This window comes from Lebetimonas natsushimae, from assembly GCF_002335445.1.
Lineage (GTDB): Bacteria > Campylobacterota > Campylobacteria > Campylobacterales > Nautiliaceae > Lebetimonas > Lebetimonas natsushimae.
Genome location: NZ_BDME01000001.1, coordinates 771,012 through 789,616, shown reverse-complemented (window position 1 = coordinate 789,616; position 18,605 = coordinate 771,012). Strand labels below are relative to the sequence as shown.

Annotated in this window: 20 protein-coding genes and 1 tRNA gene; 12 read left to right on the top strand and 9 right to left on the bottom strand. The window is 29.3% G+C overall.

Annotation, left to right across the window (positions count from 1 at the left end; genetic code table 11):
• Nucleotides 1-27: 27 nt before the first annotated feature.
• The 4 genes from LNAT_RS04370 (at nucleotide 28) to ppa (ending at nucleotide 4,185) form a co-directional block, all read left to right on the top strand.
• A complete protein-coding gene (locus tag LNAT_RS04370; RefSeq protein ID WP_096258699.1) occupies nucleotides 28-795 on the top strand; it encodes a bifunctional riboflavin kinase/FAD synthetase in 768 nt (255 codons plus the stop codon).
• 123 nt (nucleotides 796-918) lie between these two features.
• On the top strand, nucleotides 919-2,850 hold the full coding sequence (gene abc-f, locus LNAT_RS04365) for a ribosomal protection-like ABC-F family protein (RefSeq protein ID WP_096258698.1): 1,932 nt from the start codon (nucleotides 919-921) through the stop codon (nucleotides 2,848-2,850).
• A gap of 1 nt (nucleotide 2,851) precedes the next feature.
• Entirely contained in the window at nucleotides 2,852-3,667 is an 816-nt protein-coding gene (locus LNAT_RS04360; RefSeq protein ID WP_238593993.1) for a YihY family inner membrane protein, read from the top strand.
• The gene (gene ppa, locus LNAT_RS04355) at nucleotides 3,667-4,185 is read left to right on the top strand and encodes an inorganic diphosphatase (RefSeq protein ID WP_096258695.1); all 519 of its coding nucleotides are present in this window, start codon (nucleotides 3,667-3,669) and stop codon (nucleotides 4,183-4,185) included. The genes LNAT_RS04360 and ppa overlap by 1 nt, the downstream gene beginning before the upstream one ends.
• 16 nt (nucleotides 4,186-4,201) lie before the next feature.
• Here ppa and LNAT_RS04350 read toward each other — a convergent pair whose 3' ends face one another.
• Genes LNAT_RS04350 through LNAT_RS04340 form a run of 3 tightly spaced genes read right to left on the bottom strand, consistent with a single transcriptional unit; the run spans nucleotide 4,202 to nucleotide 6,292 of the window.
• Nucleotides 4,202-4,945: a hypothetical protein gene (locus LNAT_RS04350; protein ID WP_096258693.1), complete on the bottom strand. Its 744-nt coding sequence runs from the start codon at nucleotides 4,943-4,945 to the stop codon at nucleotides 4,202-4,204.
• Complete coding sequence (locus tag LNAT_RS04345; protein WP_096258691.1) at nucleotides 4,942-6,090, bottom strand: HD domain-containing protein; 1,149 nt, start codon at nucleotides 6,088-6,090, stop codon at nucleotides 4,942-4,944. The genes LNAT_RS04350 and LNAT_RS04345 overlap by 4 nt, the downstream gene beginning before the upstream one ends.
• 1 nt (nucleotide 6,091) lies before the next feature.
• On the bottom strand, nucleotides 6,092-6,292 hold the full coding sequence (locus LNAT_RS04340; RefSeq protein WP_096258690.1) for a hypothetical protein: 201 nt from the start codon (nucleotides 6,290-6,292) through the stop codon (nucleotides 6,092-6,094).
• A 42-nt stretch (nucleotides 6,293-6,334) separates the two neighbouring features.
• Between LNAT_RS04340 and argH the strand changes: the two genes are divergently transcribed.
• The 4 genes from argH to LNAT_RS04320 all read left to right on the top strand — a co-directional run bounded on the left by argH (nucleotide 6,335) and on the right by LNAT_RS04320 (nucleotide 9,332).
• A complete protein-coding gene (gene argH / locus LNAT_RS04335) occupies nucleotides 6,335-7,717 on the top strand; it encodes an argininosuccinate lyase (RefSeq protein WP_096258688.1) in 1,383 nt (460 codons plus the stop codon).
• Nucleotides 7,704-8,177 carry an OsmC family protein gene (locus LNAT_RS04330; protein ID WP_096258687.1) on the top strand — a complete coding sequence of 158 codons (474 nt, stop codon included), beginning with the start codon at nucleotides 7,704-7,706 and terminating at the stop codon, nucleotides 8,175-8,177. Before argH ends, LNAT_RS04330 begins: the two co-directional genes overlap by 14 nt.
• Before the next feature lie 67 nt (nucleotides 8,178-8,244).
• A complete protein-coding gene (locus tag LNAT_RS04325; protein WP_096258686.1) occupies nucleotides 8,245-8,649 on the top strand; it encodes a tetratricopeptide repeat protein in 405 nt (134 codons plus the stop codon).
• Nucleotides 8,646-9,332, top strand: coding sequence for a metallophosphoesterase (locus LNAT_RS04320; RefSeq protein ID WP_096258685.1), 687 nt, complete (start codon nucleotides 8,646-8,648; stop codon nucleotides 9,330-9,332). Before LNAT_RS04325 ends, LNAT_RS04320 begins: the two co-directional genes overlap by 4 nt.
• A gap of 415 nt (nucleotides 9,333-9,747) precedes the next feature.
• Here LNAT_RS04320 and LNAT_RS04315 read toward each other — a convergent pair whose 3' ends face one another.
• The gene (locus LNAT_RS04315) at nucleotides 9,748-10,341 is read right to left on the bottom strand and encodes a LysE family translocator (RefSeq protein ID WP_096258684.1); all 594 of its coding nucleotides are present in this window, start codon (nucleotides 10,339-10,341) and stop codon (nucleotides 9,748-9,750) included.
• A 41-nt stretch (nucleotides 10,342-10,382) separates the two neighbouring features.
• Here LNAT_RS04315 and LNAT_RS04310 point away from each other — a divergent pair, with 41 nt between their 5' ends.
• From LNAT_RS04310 to LNAT_RS04295, 4 genes are all read left to right on the top strand, one after another.
• Nucleotides 10,383-11,456: a pyridoxal phosphate-dependent aminotransferase gene (locus LNAT_RS04310; protein ID WP_096258682.1), complete on the top strand. Its 1,074-nt coding sequence runs from the start codon at nucleotides 10,383-10,385 to the stop codon at nucleotides 11,454-11,456.
• A gap of 18 nt (nucleotides 11,457-11,474) precedes the next feature.
• Nucleotides 11,475-11,561, top strand: a tRNA-Leu gene (locus LNAT_RS04305).
• A 301-nt stretch (nucleotides 11,562-11,862) separates the two neighbouring features.
• The gene (locus LNAT_RS04300; protein WP_096258680.1) at nucleotides 11,863-12,687 is read left to right on the top strand and encodes a substrate-binding periplasmic protein; all 825 of its coding nucleotides are present in this window, start codon (nucleotides 11,863-11,865) and stop codon (nucleotides 12,685-12,687) included.
• Nucleotides 12,668-14,671, top strand: a complete 2,004-nt coding sequence (locus LNAT_RS04295; protein ID WP_096258679.1) for a putative bifunctional diguanylate cyclase/phosphodiesterase — start codon at nucleotides 12,668-12,670, stop codon at nucleotides 14,669-14,671. Before LNAT_RS04300 ends, LNAT_RS04295 begins: the two co-directional genes overlap by 20 nt.
• A gap of 23 nt (nucleotides 14,672-14,694) precedes the next feature.
• On the opposite strand, the gene ubiE is transcribed toward LNAT_RS04295, so the two are convergent.
• Genes ubiE through hypB form a run of 5 tightly spaced genes read right to left on the bottom strand, consistent with a single transcriptional unit; the run spans nucleotide 14,695 to nucleotide 18,515 of the window.
• Nucleotides 14,695-15,393, bottom strand: a complete 699-nt coding sequence (ubiE, locus tag LNAT_RS04290) for a bifunctional demethylmenaquinone methyltransferase/2-methoxy-6-polyprenyl-1,4-benzoquinol methylase UbiE (protein WP_096258677.1) — start codon at nucleotides 15,391-15,393, stop codon at nucleotides 14,695-14,697.
• Nucleotides 15,387-16,370, bottom strand: coding sequence for a hydrogenase expression/formation protein HypE (gene hypE / locus LNAT_RS04285; RefSeq protein WP_096258676.1), 984 nt, complete (start codon nucleotides 16,368-16,370; stop codon nucleotides 15,387-15,389). The genes ubiE and hypE overlap by 7 nt, the downstream gene beginning before the upstream one ends.
• A gap of 9 nt (nucleotides 16,371-16,379) precedes the next feature.
• Nucleotides 16,380-17,498, bottom strand: coding sequence for a hydrogenase formation protein HypD (gene hypD, locus LNAT_RS04280; protein WP_096258674.1), 1,119 nt, complete (start codon nucleotides 17,496-17,498; stop codon nucleotides 16,380-16,382).
• A complete protein-coding gene (locus tag LNAT_RS04275; RefSeq protein ID WP_096258672.1) occupies nucleotides 17,491-17,799 on the bottom strand; it encodes a HypC/HybG/HupF family hydrogenase formation chaperone in 309 nt (102 codons plus the stop codon). The genes hypD and LNAT_RS04275 overlap by 8 nt, the downstream gene beginning before the upstream one ends.
• Nucleotides 17,799-18,515 (bottom strand): hydrogenase nickel incorporation protein HypB, encoded by a 717-nt coding sequence (hypB, locus tag LNAT_RS04270; protein ID WP_096258670.1) that lies wholly within the window; start codon nucleotides 18,513-18,515, stop codon nucleotides 17,799-17,801. The genes LNAT_RS04275 and hypB overlap by 1 nt, the downstream gene beginning before the upstream one ends.
• Nucleotides 18,516-18,605 lie beyond the last annotated feature (90 nt).

Genomic DNA, 18,605 nt, shown 5'->3' with positions numbered 1-18,605 from the left:
TTATAACAAAATTAAAAAAAGGCAAATATGAAAACAGCAGCAATAGGCGGGTTTGACGGAATGCATACAGCACATCAGGAATTGTTAAAAAGAGCGGATATTTTTATTATTATAGAAAAAGGAAGTTCTATCACTCCCGGATTTGACAGATGTTATTATACAAATTTAGGATGCGAGTATTTTTTACTTGAAAATATTAAAAATCTGACTCCTGTTGAATTTATAGAAATTTTAAAAAAAATGAATGTTAAAAAACTTGTTTTAGGGGAGGATTTCAGATTTGGAAAAAACAGAAGCGGTGATATAAATATACTTAAAAATTTTTTCGAAGTTGAAATTATTAAAGAGATAAAAATTGATGGAATCGGGGTACATTCCCACATAATAAGAAAATTTATAAAAGAGGATATAAAAAAAGCAAACAGATTTTTAGGAAGAAATTATAAAATAAAAGGCACTCAGATAAAAGGTCAAGGACTCGGTAATAAAAAACTTGTCCCTACTATAAATATAGAACTTTTTAAGCCATATATAATTCCAAAAGAGGGAGTTTATATAACAAAAACAAATAATTTATTATCATTAACCTTTATTGGTATCCGTTCGACCGATAATAATTTTTCTATTGAAACACATATAATTGATAATGAAAAATGGATAATGAATAATGGAAAATTAATGGAAATTGAATTTATCGATTTTTTAAGGGAAAACAAAAAATTTAATACTTTAATAGAATTAAAACATCAGATAAAAAAAGATATAGAATATTTAAAGAGTAGCTACAAACACTGAAGCGGAAATTAAAAGTATAGTTGCAATAATAACCAAAAAATCAAACTTCATTTTTTCTCCTTTTTTAATTTTGCAATATAAATATAACAAGGTAAAATTACAAAAAGATAACAAAGGAAAGAGGTGGCTTTAATAGATTTAATTGATGTCAGTAAAAAATTTGAGGCTCAAAAAATTCTATGCAATGTTGAATTTCATTTAGAAGAAAATGAAAGAGTCGCATTAATAGGCAAAAACGGGAGCGGAAAATCCACTCTTATGAAAATAATTGATAAAACAATCGAGCCTGACAGCGGAGAAATCATTACAAAAAACGGCATAAAAATAAAAAGACTAAAACAGACTCCCTCTTTTCCCACAGGACTTAGCGTAAGAGAAGCCATTGAAAACGAACTCACCGAATTTAAAGAAGCTTATAAAAAATATTTAAAATTAACCGAAGATTTTGCCAAAAATCCTGAAAATTCACAGATTCAGGCTGAAATGGACAAAATCTCAAAATTTCTTGATTACCACAACGCCTGGAATTTAGATGACAGAATTGAAAGAATAATGCAGGAATTTGATTTAAAAAAATATGAAAATAAAGATATTAATTTACTCAGCGGGGGAGAACAAAGAAGAGTGGCTCTTGCATCACTTCTTCTTCAAAAGCCTGATGTCCTGCTTCTGGATGAGCCCACCAACCATTTAGATGTATATATGACAGAATTTTTGGAAGAAACCTTGCTTAAAGACAAATATACATTTATTGTAGTAAGCCATGACAGATATTTTATCGACAGGGTTGCCACAAGGGTAATTGAACTTGAAAACTGCCGCCTCAGAAGTTTTAAAGGCGGATATGCCGATTATCTTAAACAAAAAGAAGAACTTCTCAAAGCCAAGGAAAAAGAATTCGAAAATGAACTGAGACTTCTTAAAAGAGAAGAAGAGTGGCTAAGCCGTGGGGTTAAGGCAAGGCTTAAAAGAAATGAGGGAAGAAAAAAAAGAGTACTTGAATTAAAAGAAAAGGTAAAAGAGGATAAAAGAGAAATCCGTCAAATTGAAATGCAGTTAAAACGTGAGCTTCTTGCAAAAGAAGATGAAAAAATAAATAAAAAAAAGGTTATGTTTGAAATTGAAAATCTTACAAAAAGCCTTGGAAACAAACTTTTAATAAAAAATTTCACTACAAGAATACTTCAAAAAGACAAAATTGCAATTGTAGGAAAAAACGGAAGCGGAAAATCCACATTTTTAAAACTGATTATCGGAGAAGAAAAGCCTGATAGCGGAATAATAAAAATCGGTGAAAATGTAAAAATAGGATATTTGGACCAGAGAAAATCTATGCTTGATGATAGTAAGGATTTAATAGAAACTTTCTGTCCCGAAGGTGGTGATCGGGTAAATGTAAGAGGCAGAAGTATGCATGTTTACGGATATTTAAGGGAATTTCTTTTTCCTCCTGAATATTTAACAAAAAAAATAGGCGTTTTAAGTGGCGGTGAAAAGACAAGGGTTGCCCTTGCCCTTCTTTTTACAAAAGATTTTGATGTATTAATTTTAGACGAACCCACAAACGACCTTGATATTCCAACAATAAATATTTTGGAAGAATATCTGATTGATTATGAAGGAAGTGTTATATTTGTAAGCCATGACAGATATTTTGTAGATAAAATAGCAAAAAAACTGTTTATTTTTAAAGGTGACGGAGTTGTAGAAGAAAGTTATATTCCTTACACTGAATATCTTGAAATAGAAAAAGAGCTAAAACTTTTAGAAACAGAAAAACAAAAAATAAAAAATGAAAAACCAAAACCTAAAAGAAAACAGACAAAACTTTCATATAAAGAACAGCGGGAACTTGAAGAACTTCCAAAATTGATAGACGAACTCGAAACTTCAATTGCTGAAATTGAAGAATGTTTAAGTAATCCGGACTGTTATAATAAAAAAGGCCTTATGACTCTTACAAACGAACTTGAAGAAATTAAAAAACTTTATGATGAAAAAGTAGAAAGATATTTAGAATTAGAAGAAAAAAGAGAATTACTTGAAGGTAAATAAAATGAAGGAAATAATAAAAAAAATCTTTAACTTAAAATATTTAAAACATATAAAAAAGGACATAATCAATGAAATAACTCTTTATGCTGCAGGCCTTAGCTTTTATACAATCTTTTCATTAGTTCCAATTCTGTTGATAATTTTATCCTTTATTGCGTCATCTCCTTTTTTTGCTGATATTTATGATAAACTTGAAGGGTTTATCTCATCAAATCTTCTTCCATCAAACAAAGAAATAATTTCAAATTATTTACAAAACTTTCTTACAAATTCTTCAAAAATGGGAATAATCGGAGGAATATATATAATAGTCACTTCGATTTTATTTTTTAACAACTTCGAAGAAATAGTCTCAAAAATATTTAATCAGCCCAAAAGAAATATTTGGGAGAGAATAAAACTTTATTGGACAATGCTTACACTTTTTCCAATTCTTTTTGGGGTGGCAATGTATTTATCAATCAAATTTCAGTTTTTTCTTGATAAATCCACTTTAACCTCTTGGATACAATTTGGAAAAATACTGCCGTTTCTGCTCATTTGGATGACTTTCTTTCTTTCATATAAAATAATTTTAATAAATGAAACTACAAAATCAACCCTTATTTCATCTTTGTTGGTATCTGTAGCATTTTTTATAGCAAAAAACATATTTATATATTATGTACTAATCAATAAAACCTATACTTCAATTTACGGTTCTATTGCCACCTTAATGTTTGTATTTTTATGGATTTATATCAACTGGATTATTTATATAAGCGGAATATATATAATTAAATATTTAGATATAATAACACAAAAAAAGGAGCAATAATGGATATTAAAAAAATTAAACCCGGAAATGCAGAAGAAGCTGTTAACGTTGTGATTGAAATTCCTCAGGGAAGCAATATAAAATACGAACTTGATAAAGACAGCGGTGCAATATTTTTAGACAGAATTCTTTATGGAAGTCAGTTTTACCCTGCAAATTACGGATTTGTCCCAAACACTCTAGCAGACGACGGAGATCCAATTGATGTATTGGTATTAAGCTCTGAGAGCGTAGTACCTGGATGTGTTATAAAATCAAGAGTAATTGGTGTTTTAATCATGGAAGATGAAAGTGGAAAAGATGAAAAAATTATTGCCGTTCCAACTGTAAAACTTGACCCTCAAATGGCAAAAATCAATTCATTGGAAGATTTGCCTGAAATTAAATTAGAACAAATCAAACATTTCTTCGAAACATATAAAGACTTAGAACCTGGAAAATGGGTAAAAGTTACAGGATTTGAGGGAAAAGAAAAAGCAGTTGAACTTATTAACAAAGCTATTCAAAATTATAAATAACTTTCTTCTTTTTCTTTTAAAATTTAAAATTAATTCCTATTCCAAAATATTGATTTTCAGTAATGCTTTCAGGTTCAAAAATAAGGTAATGATGATTGTTTAAAATCAATTCATAAGCATTTGATGCATTAATATGCCAATATTCATATTTATAGAAAACTTTAATTTCAATATTTTTGTTATACTTAAAATAAAATGGTGCTTCTATAAAGCCTCCTGTTGTATTTCCCAAATTTATTGTTGGTTCATTTCCTAATTTGACTTTTAATTTTGGATCAATTGCCAATGTATATCCCGCTTCGGGAAGAAAATAAAATTTATTAAAATTAAATTTATATGTATATTTAAATCCTATATAATTCCAATAATATTTTTCATTATAATCTCCGGAATTATTACTTTTCCCTCTATTCCATTCCCTATATCCTGCAAAAAAAATAAAATATTTGCCAAAACCTGCTTCCAAATCCAATAAATAAAAACCATTTTGTTTAGAATTTACAGGATATCCGCTCCAATCTGCCCCGGTATAATAACTACCTCCGCCAGAATATTCACCCTTTAAATAATAATTAAAAATATATGTATTGGAATATTTGATTCCTAATCCTAAAATATTTCCTATATGACTATAATCTTTATCAACAACATTTCCGTTTACATACTCTTTGTAATTGAGTTTTAATGAGTATGTATAAAATTCGGTTGTTGCATTTAATAAGACTGCAGATGAAAAAATTACCAATATTAATCTCTTCATTTAAAAAATCCTCTATTAAAATATTTTCCCAAATTTATATTGTAAATAATCTTATCTTCATATAATTTTTCAAGGTCATTTATTGCACTTTCAAGTTCAACCGATTTAATACCATAATATACACTCATTATAGCTTCAACATAAGCTCCGAAATGATCAGCTGCTTTTAACATACTTCCATCAATTGAGTTGGGAATATTTTTTATTTTTTCAATATTTTCAATTATTTCGTAATCACCGTTTTTAAAAGTTTTATTTTTAAATTCGTCTTTTAAATAAATATTCATAATACTTTGCATTTTTTTAGGCAGAAGCGGCAATATTTTTTCGTCTATCAACATATGCTCATATTGTTTTAATATTTCATCAAGTCCTTTAACCTTGTGTTTTACGGGAGCTATAATATCCCTTGTAAGAGCTTCTGGCAAATCATGAAAAAGTGCAGTAAAAAAATTATTGATTATCTTTTCTTTTCTAAGTTTTGCTTCTTTTGATAAAAGATATGTAATAACTGCCACAAACAACATATGCCCAAGTACACTTGTTTCAGGAACCCTGGGTGTATTCGCCCATCTCTTTTGAAATCTTAAATTTCCACACAGTGATATAAAATCATAACTTTTTCTTTTTAAACTAAGTATTCTTACACCCTCTAGATTATAAAAATCCTCAAGTTCATTTTCTATATTTTTTTTTATTTCATTCATCCCGTATATAAAAGACGCTGTATTATAAATAATTTCAAATTCCCATTTTGTAGCTATAAAACTTGCAGCAGAATGAATTCTGTTTTCTATTGAATTATCATTATTTAAAATTTTTAAATATTCAATCATTTCATCATCAATTTTATCCTTTAATTTATTGATAACAAAATCATCCAGCTCTTTTCCCCTCTTTTTTCTTAAAAAGTGATAAACAGGGGATTTTAAATCAGTTAAAACCGCCCTATATAAAAGATTTGCAATTCCAAGGTTAATTAATTTATAATAATCAACATTTTTTTCAAAAAAACTTATTAAATAAGCTATTATAAATTTATGTGCCTGTTTATCAAGCTCGATAAATTTAACAGGGCGCGGCAAATCGTTCCATCTTTCAATTGTAAATGCTCTGAATATTAATTTTATAACTTCAGGATTCATTTTATGCCTTTATATCAAGCAGACTTTTAAACATCTCATTTTCTGTATTTATAGGTTTTGTTTGAACTTCAAAAGCTTTTGCATTTATATTTTCTTCAATTATATTTTTAGTTAAATTATTGCCTTTTGCAATATTATCTGCGTTTTTATTAAATTTTTCCGCATAAATATTCATTGCATTGATATTTGAATTAATTTTCATAACATACCTTTTTGTTATAATTTTACTAAAAAAAGGAAACTTATGAAACTTTGGGGCGGTAGATTTTCCAAACAGGCTGCAAAAATATTGGATGAATTTAATGCATCACTTCCTTTTGACAAGGAATTATATATTGAAGATATTGAAGGAAGCATAGCCCATTCCCAAATGCTAGCAAAACAGGGAATCATTACAAATGAAGATGCAAAAAAAATAAAAGAAGGTCTTCTTAAAATAAAAAAAGAAATAGAAAACAATGAATTCAAATGGGACATAAGCGATGAAGATATCCATATGGCAATTGAGAAAAGACTTATTGAATTAATAGGTGACACCGGCAAAAAACTACATACTGCAAGAAGCAGAAACGATCAGGTGGCTGTGGATTTCAGAAGATGGGTATTAAAAAGAAATTTGGATTTTTCTAAAAAAATAAAAGAATTGATTGAAGTTTTTGTGAATATTGCAAAAGAAAATATTAATACAATAATGCCGGGAATGACACATCTTCAACATGCCCAGCCCATCAGTTTTGCCTATCATATGCTGGCATATGCAAGTATGTTTAAAAGAGATTATGAAAGATTTATGGAAAGCTATAAAAGAAACAACAAAAACCCTCTCGGATGTGCAGCATTAGCTGGTACGCCCCATCCAATTGACAGAAACGAAACCACAAAAGCTCTTGGATTTGACGAACCGAGTGTAAACTGCCTCGATACAGTAAGCGACAGGGATTTTGCACTTGAAATTTTATTTAACATCTCTATGCTTATGATGCACGCAAGCAGAATTTCCGAAGAACTTGTTTTATGGTCTACAAGCGAATTTGCTTTTATTACTCTAAGCGACGAATATTCAACAGGAAGTTCAATAATGCCACAGAAAAAAAACCCAGATGTACCGGAACTTATAAGAGGAAAAACCGGAAGGGCTTATGGTAATTTAATAGCCCTTCTGACTGTTATGAAAGGGCTTCCCCTTGCATACAACAAAGACACCCAGGAAGACAAAGAAGGAGTATTTGACAGTGTAAAAAATGCCCTGATTTCAATCGAAATTTTAAAAGAAACATTAAAAACAATGAAAATTAACAAAGAAAATATGTATAAAGCCTGTAAAAAAGGCCATCTAACGGCAACAGACCTTGCAGATTATCTTGTAAAAAAAGGTATTCCATTCAGGGAAGCTCACCATATCACAGGAAGAGCAGTCGCATTGGCTGAAAGCAAGGGGGTTGATTTAAGCGATTTAAGTCTGGATGAACTTAAAAGTATAGATGCAAGAATTGATAAAGATGTGGATTTAAGCCTTGAAAATTCTATGAATTCAAGAAAAAGTTTTGGCGGTACCGCACCTGAAAGTGTAAAAAAACAAATTGAGTATTTCGAAAATTTTTTAAAGGAGATTAATGATAAAAATTAGACATATAAATGACCATATTTATGAAGCCACAAACGGAAAAGATATAATTATAATTGATCCTAAAAAATATACACCGATAGACTTGTTCATAACCGGTCTTGCAAATTGTTCTGCGTATGATGTTGTAGAACTTTCAAAAGCAAAGGGATATAACCTGGGAAATTTTACTTTAGAAGTTGAATATAAAAGAAAAGAAACTTATCCTAGAATTTTTACCGAATTCCATTTTATCTACAGCTTTAAATCAAAAGCAGACAATATGACTGCTAGAAGATGGGTGTTAAGTTCACTTGAAACATATTGTTCGACAATCAACACTATTAGAAATACAAGTAAAATTTATTACACTATTAAACACAATGGTGAGCTTATAGCTTTCAAAGAAAGTATATTATCAGGACAAACACACAACCACAGTGAAGGATTCGAAGAAGACGACGGCTTTGGCTGCATAGCCTGAGGAGGATAATAAGGGCTTCGTCGAAGCCAAAACATTCTTTTTACAAAAATAATATGAAAGGAAAAAAATGAAAAAAATACTATTAATTTTAATAGCGGTTTTTGCGTTTGCAAAACATGGAGAAACTCAAGACCCGGCCCTTCAAGAGGCATTACAGGGTCATTATGTAAAAGCTTTTAGAATGTTTGATAAAAGATGCAATGAAAATGACGGATATGCGTGTGGAATGGTGGCATATTTTTATAACAAAGGACTTGGTGTAAAAAAAGATTTAAAAGCAGCAATCGATTATTATACAAAAGGTTGTGCCTTAAATGACAACGACAGCTGTACTATTCTTGGATATTATTATTACAAAGGTATTGGAGTAAAAAAAGATTTGAATAAAGCTATAACTCTACTTAAAAAAGCATGCAACAACCATTCAAAAGATGCCTGCAATTATCTTAAGGAAATAGCAAACATAAAATGAAATATGTAATTTACGGGGATGTACATGGATGTCTAGAGGAATGGGAAGAACTTAGAAAACAAATTCCAAAAGGGGCTTACGAAATAAGCGTAGGCGATATTCTGGATAAAGGCCCCTATCCTGTTGAAGCCCTCCGTTATGCTAAAAAAAACAAGATTTTTACAATAATGGGCAATCATGAATATAAACATTTAAGAAAACACTGGGGCAGAAAAGTACATCTGGATGAAGACCAGCAAAGGGTTTATCCGCAGCTTAAAAAAAAAGATTTTGAATTTATTGAATCAATGCCTTTTTTTTTAAAACTAAATCACCTCACTATTGTACATGCCGGAATCACAAACAGGATTTATTTAAACAATCCTCCGTTAAACTTAATGACTCTTCTTCTTTTCTTAAGAGAAGTTGATGAAAATAATAAATTTTTACCTTTAGATAATAATAATCCTAATGCCAGATACTGGGCCGATGTATATAACGGACACGAAGGGTTTGTTGTATATGGGCATAATCCATTTTTAAATCCTAAAATAAATAAACATTGTATTGGAATAGATACAGGTTGCGTTTATGGCAATAAACTTACAGCTGTTGTTATTGAAGACACCATAAACATAAAATATTCAATTATTCAGGTCGATGCCAAACAGAAATACGCTGAACCTCACGCACCTTTAGAATAAATATAAAAAAAACACATAATCATGCTTTTTATTTTGATATTACTTATTATGTAGACCAAAAAGAATATAAATTTAAACGCTATTACGAAAAAATTAAAAAAGCAAATATTTGCAGTTTTATTATTAAATGAAGTTTTTGAAATTAACTAAATATACTCAACAAAAGTATAAATTAATGTTACGAAAAGCTAAAAAGTACAAATGGAAAAGTCGTTAAAAAAACGAAAACTGATTGCAGTTTTTAGGCTCGCAAGACGATAAATTTGCGAAATTTGCACATCATATACCTGTAGTCCTAAAAGGTTAAGTAAATTTTTTAATATTTTTTTTCACTAAAATTTACAATTGTTTTGCTTTATTTAGTCAGTGCTTTGTAATTATTTTACATTATTTTATTACATTAATATTAATATTTTTATTTTGATATTATTTTTTCTATATTTTCAATTGCAAATAATAAAAGTTTCATTCCAAAAAAGAAAAATAAAACAGCAGCAAATTTATTTGTTATATTTAACCAATTATCTTTTATCGTTATTTTAGAACTAACCACTGCTCCGGAAATAAAAGCTATACAAATGCCAAGAAAGAGACTTACACAACTTAACATAATATTTTTACTCATAAAAGGAGCGATAATTACAGCAAAAAAAATCATTGCTTTTGGATTAGATAAATTAAGCAATAGCGCTTCTTTATAAATATCCTTACTTGCTTTACAGACTAAATTTAAATGAACTTTTTCTTTAAAAATCGTAAAAGCAATTTTAAAAAGATAAACACTGCCAAACATTCCCACAATTATTTGAAAATATATGTTTTTACCAATTCCACTAAGACCAACTGCCACTAGACTCAAATAAATTATATTACCTGTCAGTATTCCCAAAACGGCAATTAGGGCTTTTTTTAAACCGCTGCAAAGTCCCTGCTTTATTACATAAAAAATATCCGGTCCTGGTGTCAGGGCAGCAATAAATCCTATACTTGCTAAAATCAGGTATTCCAAAACTCTCCTTTTTGATAAAATTATATAAAAAAAGAGGAAAAATGAAACCGTTTATCGTAATGGATATTGTAAAAGAAGCCCAAAAATATGAAGATGTAATTCATTTAGAAATTGGGGAACCTGATATATTGCCATCCCCTGAAATAAAAAACACGGCATTAAAAGCAGTCCAAGAAAACAAATTTTTTTATACAGAAAGCAAAGGCTTAAAAAACCTAAGAGAAAAAATCGCAAATCATTATAAAAATTTTTACAATGTTGACGTCAATCCTGAAAATATAATTATTACAACCGGAACATCTACCGCTTTTTTAATAGCATTTTATTTCACTAAAACCATTGCGACCCCTACTCCCGGATATCCCTGTTATAAAAATTTCGCCGAACTGGAAAATAAAAAATTTATAAATATCCCTACTTCATTTCCAGATTATCAAATTAATTTAGAAAAACTAAAAAGCACAGAATTTGACACTCTAATGATTTCAAGTCCAAACAACCCGACAGGTACAGTTATTAATTCAGAAAACCTTAAGCAGATTTGCAACTTTTGCAAAAACAATGATAAACTTTTAATTAGTGACGAGCTATATCACGGATTAGTTTATGAAAAAGAGTATACAACAGCGTTAAAATTTAACAAAAACGCAATCGTAATAAACGGTTTTAGCAAATATTTCTGTATGCCTGGATTTAGAATCGGATGGATAATACTCCCCGATAATTTAGTAAGAACTGCGGAAATCATTGCTCAAAATATATTAATTTCAGCTCCTACCATTTCACAATATGCAGCATTAAGTGCATTTGATTACAAATATCTTGAAAAGACAAAAAAAGAATTTAAAAAAAGAAGGGATTTTTTATACAATGAATTAAAAAATATTTTTAATATAGCAAAACCTGATGGTGCATTTTACCTTTGGTGTGATATTTCAAAATATTCCAATAATTCTTTTGATTTTGCAAATAGATTACTAAAAGTTGCAAAAGTTGCTGTAACTCCAGGTATTGATTTCGGTGATTTTAATAATTATATTAGAATAGCCTATACAAAAGATATAAAAGATTTAGAAATCGCAGTAAAAAGAATTAAAAATTTTTTAAAAATTTGATATAATTACAATCCGTCTGCGGCGGTGGCGGAACTGGTAGACGCGCAAGATTGAGGGTCTTGTGGGCATAAGCCCGTGGGGGTTCGAGTCCCCCTCGCCGCACCAGATACTTCTTTTAAAATCATTTAATCTCAGACAATTTATTGTTTACCATACCGAAACTTTGCTTTTTTATAAAAAAAATAATTTATAAAAAAATTTATTTAAAAAATTCATTCAATCACAATATTTTGCAAGTACTAAAAAAAATTTTCATATTTTAATAAAAACACAAATAAAAAGCTTTATAATTTATTTATAATAATTTTTATGTTTCTAATATTTACAAAAATAAAATCAATAAACTAAATTTTGATGTTTATCAATTTTTTATGCTATAATAATTTTATATTATTTAGGATAAAAGATGAAAACTTTTAAATATTTTTTATTAATACTTATCTTAATGTTCTCATTTTCTAATGCTACAAATAATACAAAACCCTTTTATTATACAGATGATGAAGATTATCCTCCACTTATTTATCGTAATTCAAATGGAAAACCGGCCGGAATTTTATATGATATTATGAAAGAAGCATTTCATCGTATGAATATACCATTAAAAGTTGATCTTTATCCATGGAAAAGAGCGCAAAAAATGGTAAAAGATGGTATATCAGATGCTATGATTTCCATAATAACTCCTGAGAGACTAAAATTTACAATAGCTTCAGACCCAATTTTACTCAGCAGCGAATATATTTTCGTCAATAAAAACAATCCTCATTTTAAAGAAATAATGACAATAAAATCAATAAAAGAGCTAAAACCCTTTACTATCGTAGAAGCATTTGGCGCCGGATGGACAAAAGCAAATTTAAAAGGTTGTAATATAATATGGGTACCAAATATAGAAAACGCATTTGAAATGCTAATCAAAGGTAGAGCAGATATATATATTGCAAACGGATATACAGCAAGATGCTTTATTCATAAAAAAATTCACTCAAAAAATAAACTTTCAGAAGGTTATAAAAATATCGTAATGAATCACAGTCCAATAAAAACTGTCGCTTTTAGATTGTTAATAAATAAAAATTCAAAATATATAAATATACTTGATAAATTCAATAAAGTTATCAATCAAATGAAAATGGATGGTACTATTGCCTCAATTATTGAAAAACACGGATTTTCTGATCTTAATAATTTATGTATAAAAGACGAAAATGAAACTGACAAAAAATAATACAAAAAGCAAACTCTCAAATAAATTTATTTTACATGTTATAAGCGTAATAATAATTTCTACTTTAATATTTTCAATAATACTTAGTTATGAACAATACCAAACAAAAATATCTGAAATCAAAAAAGATATTAAAAATACTCTAAAAAGTAATAAATCGATAATCGCACAAGCATTATGGAGAATTGATACTAAAGCACTTAAAATTAAAGCGCATGAATTTTTAGTTGATAATGATATAAAATTTGTAAAAATTACTGATGAAAATGGCAAAAATATTATTACTCTTGGAAATGACAAAGATATAGATATAAAAAATACAATTGATTTATATTATAACCATAATGGAAAAAAATTCTTTCTTGGAAAAATCATACTCGGAAGCTCAACAGAAAGCGTAATAAAAAAAATAAAATCATCTATAATTCTACTTGTATTTCAAGCTTTGTTATTAATAATAATAATGATAATATACATTACTTATATTTTTAATAATCTCATTTCAAAACATCTTGTAAAAATACGAAATTATCTCAATAATATTGATATTACAAAAAAACAGCCACCTTTAGTGTTAGATAGACCTAAAAACAAATCACCCGATGAATTAGATGATACAGTAAAAGCAATTAACTTTATGCGTGAAGAAGCTCATAAAAATTATCAAAAAGTTGAATATCAAACTCTTCACGATTCATTGACAAATCTACTTAATAGAAAAGCAATTGAAAAACACATTAATGAACTATTAACAAATGAAAAATCAAAACAACACTATCATGCATTATTTCTTATAAATATTGACCATTTTAAATTTATAAATGATTCTTTGGGACACGAAGTTGGAGATGCTATTTTAAAAAATATGGCAAAACGTCTCTTAACTCTTCAAACTAATGAAAAAGATATAGGCAGATTAGGCGGCGATGTTTTTATGTTTATTTTAGAAAATATAGGTGACGATATTGAAAAAGCTAAACAAAATGCTTTAAATTATGCACAAAAAATATTAAAAACAATTCAAAAACCTTTTAAAATAAAAAATATGAATTATCATATTAGTGCAAGTATAGGCATTAAGATATTTGGGAAAGAAAGCAGTGTAGAAACAATTATAAAAAATGCAGATAATGCACTTTACCATGCAAAATTAAAAGGTCCTAATCAAATAGAACTTTTTTATCCAAAAATGCAAATTAGCACCGATAGAAGATTAAGAATTGAAGAGGTACTAAGAATTGCAATTAAAAATCATAGTTTAATTGTACATTTCCAGCCAAAATGTGGCTTAGATGGAACTGTTTATTCTGCAGAAGCATTAGTTAGAATGAAATCTGATAATGGAGAATTTTTTTCACCTGCTGAATTTATTCCTATTGCTGAAGAAGCTGGATTAATTATAGATCTTGGAAAAGAAATTATGAAAAAAGTTTTTAAATTTATTCATGACTATGAAGAAATCATAAAACAATCAACTTTAAAAAATATTGCTATTAATATATCCCCTACACATTTCACAACTGAAAGATTCTGTGAGGAAATAACTCATTATGCAAAAAAATTTAATATTGCTGACAATTTCATAACCATAGAAATAACAGAGGAAGCCACAATTACTGATATACACAAACTTATTGACGTAATGAATTGTTTAAAAGAAAATGGCTTTAATCTTTCAATAGATGATTTTGGAACAGGTTATTCTTCTTTTCAATATCTGCAAAAATTCCCTCTTGATGAGCTCAAAATTGATAAATCTTTTATAGATGAAATACCTACTTCACCTCAAGCTAGGGATATTGTTAAAACTATTATTACAATGGCTCATAACTTAAATTTCCACGTAGTTGCAGAAGGGGTAGAATATCCTGAACAGCTAGAATTCTTAAAAAAATATAAATGTGATTTAATTCAAGGATATATTTTTTATAAACCTTTAAGTAAAGAAGAATTTTTAAAAGTCTTAAAAAATACAAAAAAATGAAAGAAGTTAATAAAAAAGAAAAATTATATTTTTTGTGCAATTATCATTGCTACTTGTGAAAAATTAAATAATTTTACTTTTTTAATTTCAAAACCAGCTTTTTTTAATAAATTACTTAATTCTTCAACTGTATAAAAATTTTCTATTGATTTTGGCAGATATTCATATGCTTCTTTATTTTTTGTAATAATACCTCCGATTTTTGGTAAAAATTTATTTGTATAAAAATCGATACATTTTCTTAGTTTTTTATTTTTATTATCCCTTACAAATTCCAAAATCAATAATCTACCGTTTTTATCTAAAATCCTATTGAATTCATTCAATGCTTTTTCAATTTCTAAAACATTTCTTATTCCAAAAGAAATAGAAATTACATCAAAAGAACTGTCTTCACATGGTATTTCAGTGGCATATGCATTATAAAAAGTAATCTGTGGAAATCTTTTTTTTGCAACTTCAAGCATTCCTTTACTTGGATCAAGCCCACATATTTTTAATGTTTTGTTTTTTATTGTTTTTTGCCAAATACCTATCATATCTCCTGTACCACAGGCAACATCTAGTATTCTTATATTATTTTTATCAATATCTTTCACAGTTTCTTCAATTGCTTCTTTTCTCCATTTTATATCAATACCAAGACTTAAAATTCTATTAGCAATATCATATTTTGGAGCAATGGAATCAAACATTTCTACAATTTTTTTCTGCATTAACATATCCTTGGTAATAATTCGCCTTTAGGAAGTTCAATATATCTGCTACTTCCCCAAGGCGATTTCAATACAACTCTGTTTCCATCAGTTACTGTCCCGATAATTGAGGCATTTGAATTAAATTTTTTAAGTAACTCCTCAGCTTTTTTTGCATCATTTTGACTAACTGCCACAATAAATGCTCCCTCATTTGCCAAATCCATAGGCTCAAATCCAAAAATTTCACAAAGACCAGTTACCTCATCACTTACAGGTACTTTATCTTCCTCTATTTCAATACCAACATCACTTGCATTTGCCCATTCGTTCAAAACCGCACTAAGTCCGCCTCTTGTTGCATCACGAAGAGCTTTTATATCAATTCCGGCTTCTATTAAAGCATTTACCTCATCCCACAAAAGTTTACAGTCACTCTGTGCTGTAGTTTCCACATTATACCTGTGAGCCATAATTACGCTTCCGTGTTTACCTATATCACGGCTAACCAGTATTACATCTCCCTTTTTTAAATTATGGGCTGAGATGTTTTCTTTTTTAATATGTCCAATTCCTGATGTATTGATAAATATTTTATCCACACTTCCGGCAGGTACAACTTTTGTATCTCCGCAGACTATTTTAGCACCGACTTTACTTAATTCTTCACTCATAGTTTTTACAATCTTTTCAAGTGTTTCAAAATCAAGCCCCTCTTCTATCATAAATCCGCAGCTAATATATTCAGGTTTTGCCCCCATCATAGCCAAATCATTGCAAGTCCCGGCAATTGCAAGTTTACCAATATTTCCTCCGTTAAAAAACAACGGACTTACCGTAAATGAATCCGTAGTAAAAGCAATTTTTCCATTAGCATTTACAACAGCGGCATCTTCTGCACTTGTTAAAATATCATTATTGAAATGTTTATAAAAAAGCTCGTTGATTAATTTATTTGTCTCTTCTCCTCCACCGCCATAAGCCAAGGTTATTTTATCAGCCATTTTTATCCTTTATCTTGCATATCTGTAATAAGCATTGCATGCACCTTCATCACTTACCATACAGCTTCCAAGCGGACTAGAAGGTGTGCAGGCAGTCCCGAATACTTTGCAGTCGGTTGGTTTTGCCAATCCTTTTAAAATTTTCCCGCAAATACATAGTTTATGATCATCAATATGCTCATTTGGCAATACATTAGCATAAATCTTTTCCGCATCAAACTGGGCATATTTGTCTTTAAGTTTGAGTGCGGATTTCGGAATGTCTCCTAACCCTCTCCATCTAAAAGTGTCCCTAATTTCCATAAATTCTTCTGTCATCTGTTGAGCCAATACATTACCATCCCAAGTGGCAGCCCTTTTATACTGATTTTCCACCCTTGGATAATTTTGAAGCTTTTGTTTTACAAGCATTAAAATACTCTCCATCACATCAACAGGCTCAAATCCTGCAACCACCACAGGAGTATTATATTCATCTACTAAAAACTGGTAACTTTTAGCCCCGATTATTACACTTACATGACTTGGGGCTATAAAAGCATTTATCCTGGCTTCTCCACTGTCCATTATCGCCCTCATAGGAGGAGGTGTTAGAACATGGTTTATATGATAATAAATGTTTTTTATTCCTTCATTAAAAGCCCTTTTCATAAGAGCTGCCGTCATTGGAGTTGTGGTTTCAAACCCTATTGCAAAAAATATAACTTTCTTATCCGGATTTTTTTTTGCAATATTGAGTACGTCAAATGTTGAATGAAGAGGCCTTATATCATAACCATCAGCCCTTGTTTTTGCAAGGCTTGATTTACTTCCGGGTACTCTTATCATATCACCAAGAGTAGTCAGAATTACACCCGGCTGTTTAGCTAAAGTAATGGCATGGTCTATTCTCTCTTTTGGCATAACACAAACAGGACAACCAGGTCCATGGATAAATTCAATATTTTCAGGCATTAGTTGTTTTATACCGTATTTCATAATTGTATGCGTATGACCTCCGCATATTTCCATTACTCTCATAGGTTCATCAAGCTTATCAGCCAGTTTATGAATCTCTTTTGCTAAAGCCTTAATGGTGGCAGGATCTCTAAATTTCGTATATAAGTCTTTAAGAGTTAAATTACTCATCCTCTGCCTTCGGTTTATAAAGAAGAGGTCCGTCTTCATTTACCAGTTTCTCAGGAGAAATGGCATCCTCTTCCATTGCAGCAGCTTCTGCTAACTGTTTATAAACTTCTATACTTTCAAGTGCAAATTTTTCATCAATTTTACTCATTGCATATCCGACATGAATTAATACATAATCTCCGGGTTTTACCTCTTCTTGTATCAAATCAAGACTTACTGTCCTTTTAACTCCTAAAGTATCAACCTCAGCCATATTATTTTCATCTACTTTTAAAACTTTACTTGGAATTGCCAAACACATTATTTATCCTTTAAATTCTTTAGATGTTCTTTTCTTTTTTCACTTATCCAGTTAATAATTTCATCGAGTCCCTCACCAGTTTTATTATTTAAAAGCACTACAGGTACTCCCGGTTTAAGCTTATCAGCAGCCTCTTTTGCCCTTTTGACATCAAAATCAAAAAATTCAAGCATATCACATTTTGTAATTACTACTATATCAGCTTTTCTAAACATTACAGGATATTTTTCAATTTTATCATCCCCCTCAGGCACACTTACAAATACCATATTGTAATGAGCACCTACATCATAACTTGCAGGACATACAAGATTTCCAACATTTTCAATAAAAGCAATTTCTGTATTTTCATAAGGAAAATGAGGCATTGCGTTTTTTACCATTCCGGCATCAAGATGACACGCCCTTCCGGTTTGGAGTTGAAAAGACCAAATACCTTTGTTTCTAATTCTGTCTGCATCCCTGCTTGTTTCCAAATCACCCTCAATTACAGCAAATTTGTAAGGCAATTTATCGGCCAAATTTTCAAGAGTTGTGGTTTTTCCGCTACCAGGAGAGCTCATCATGTTAAAACATGTAATTTGATGTTTATCAAATTCGCTTCTTATTTCATCAGCCATTTTGTTATTTTTACTTAATATTTTTTCAATAACTGTAACTTTATGATTAAGTTGAGGATTATTTTTAATATCTTCATTGATTAAATTTTCTTTCATTTATACTCCTTATAAATAATTATTCATTTTTATTTTTATGCATTATATCCAAAAATAATTAAAAAATTATAAAAATAAATTTTTCTTATA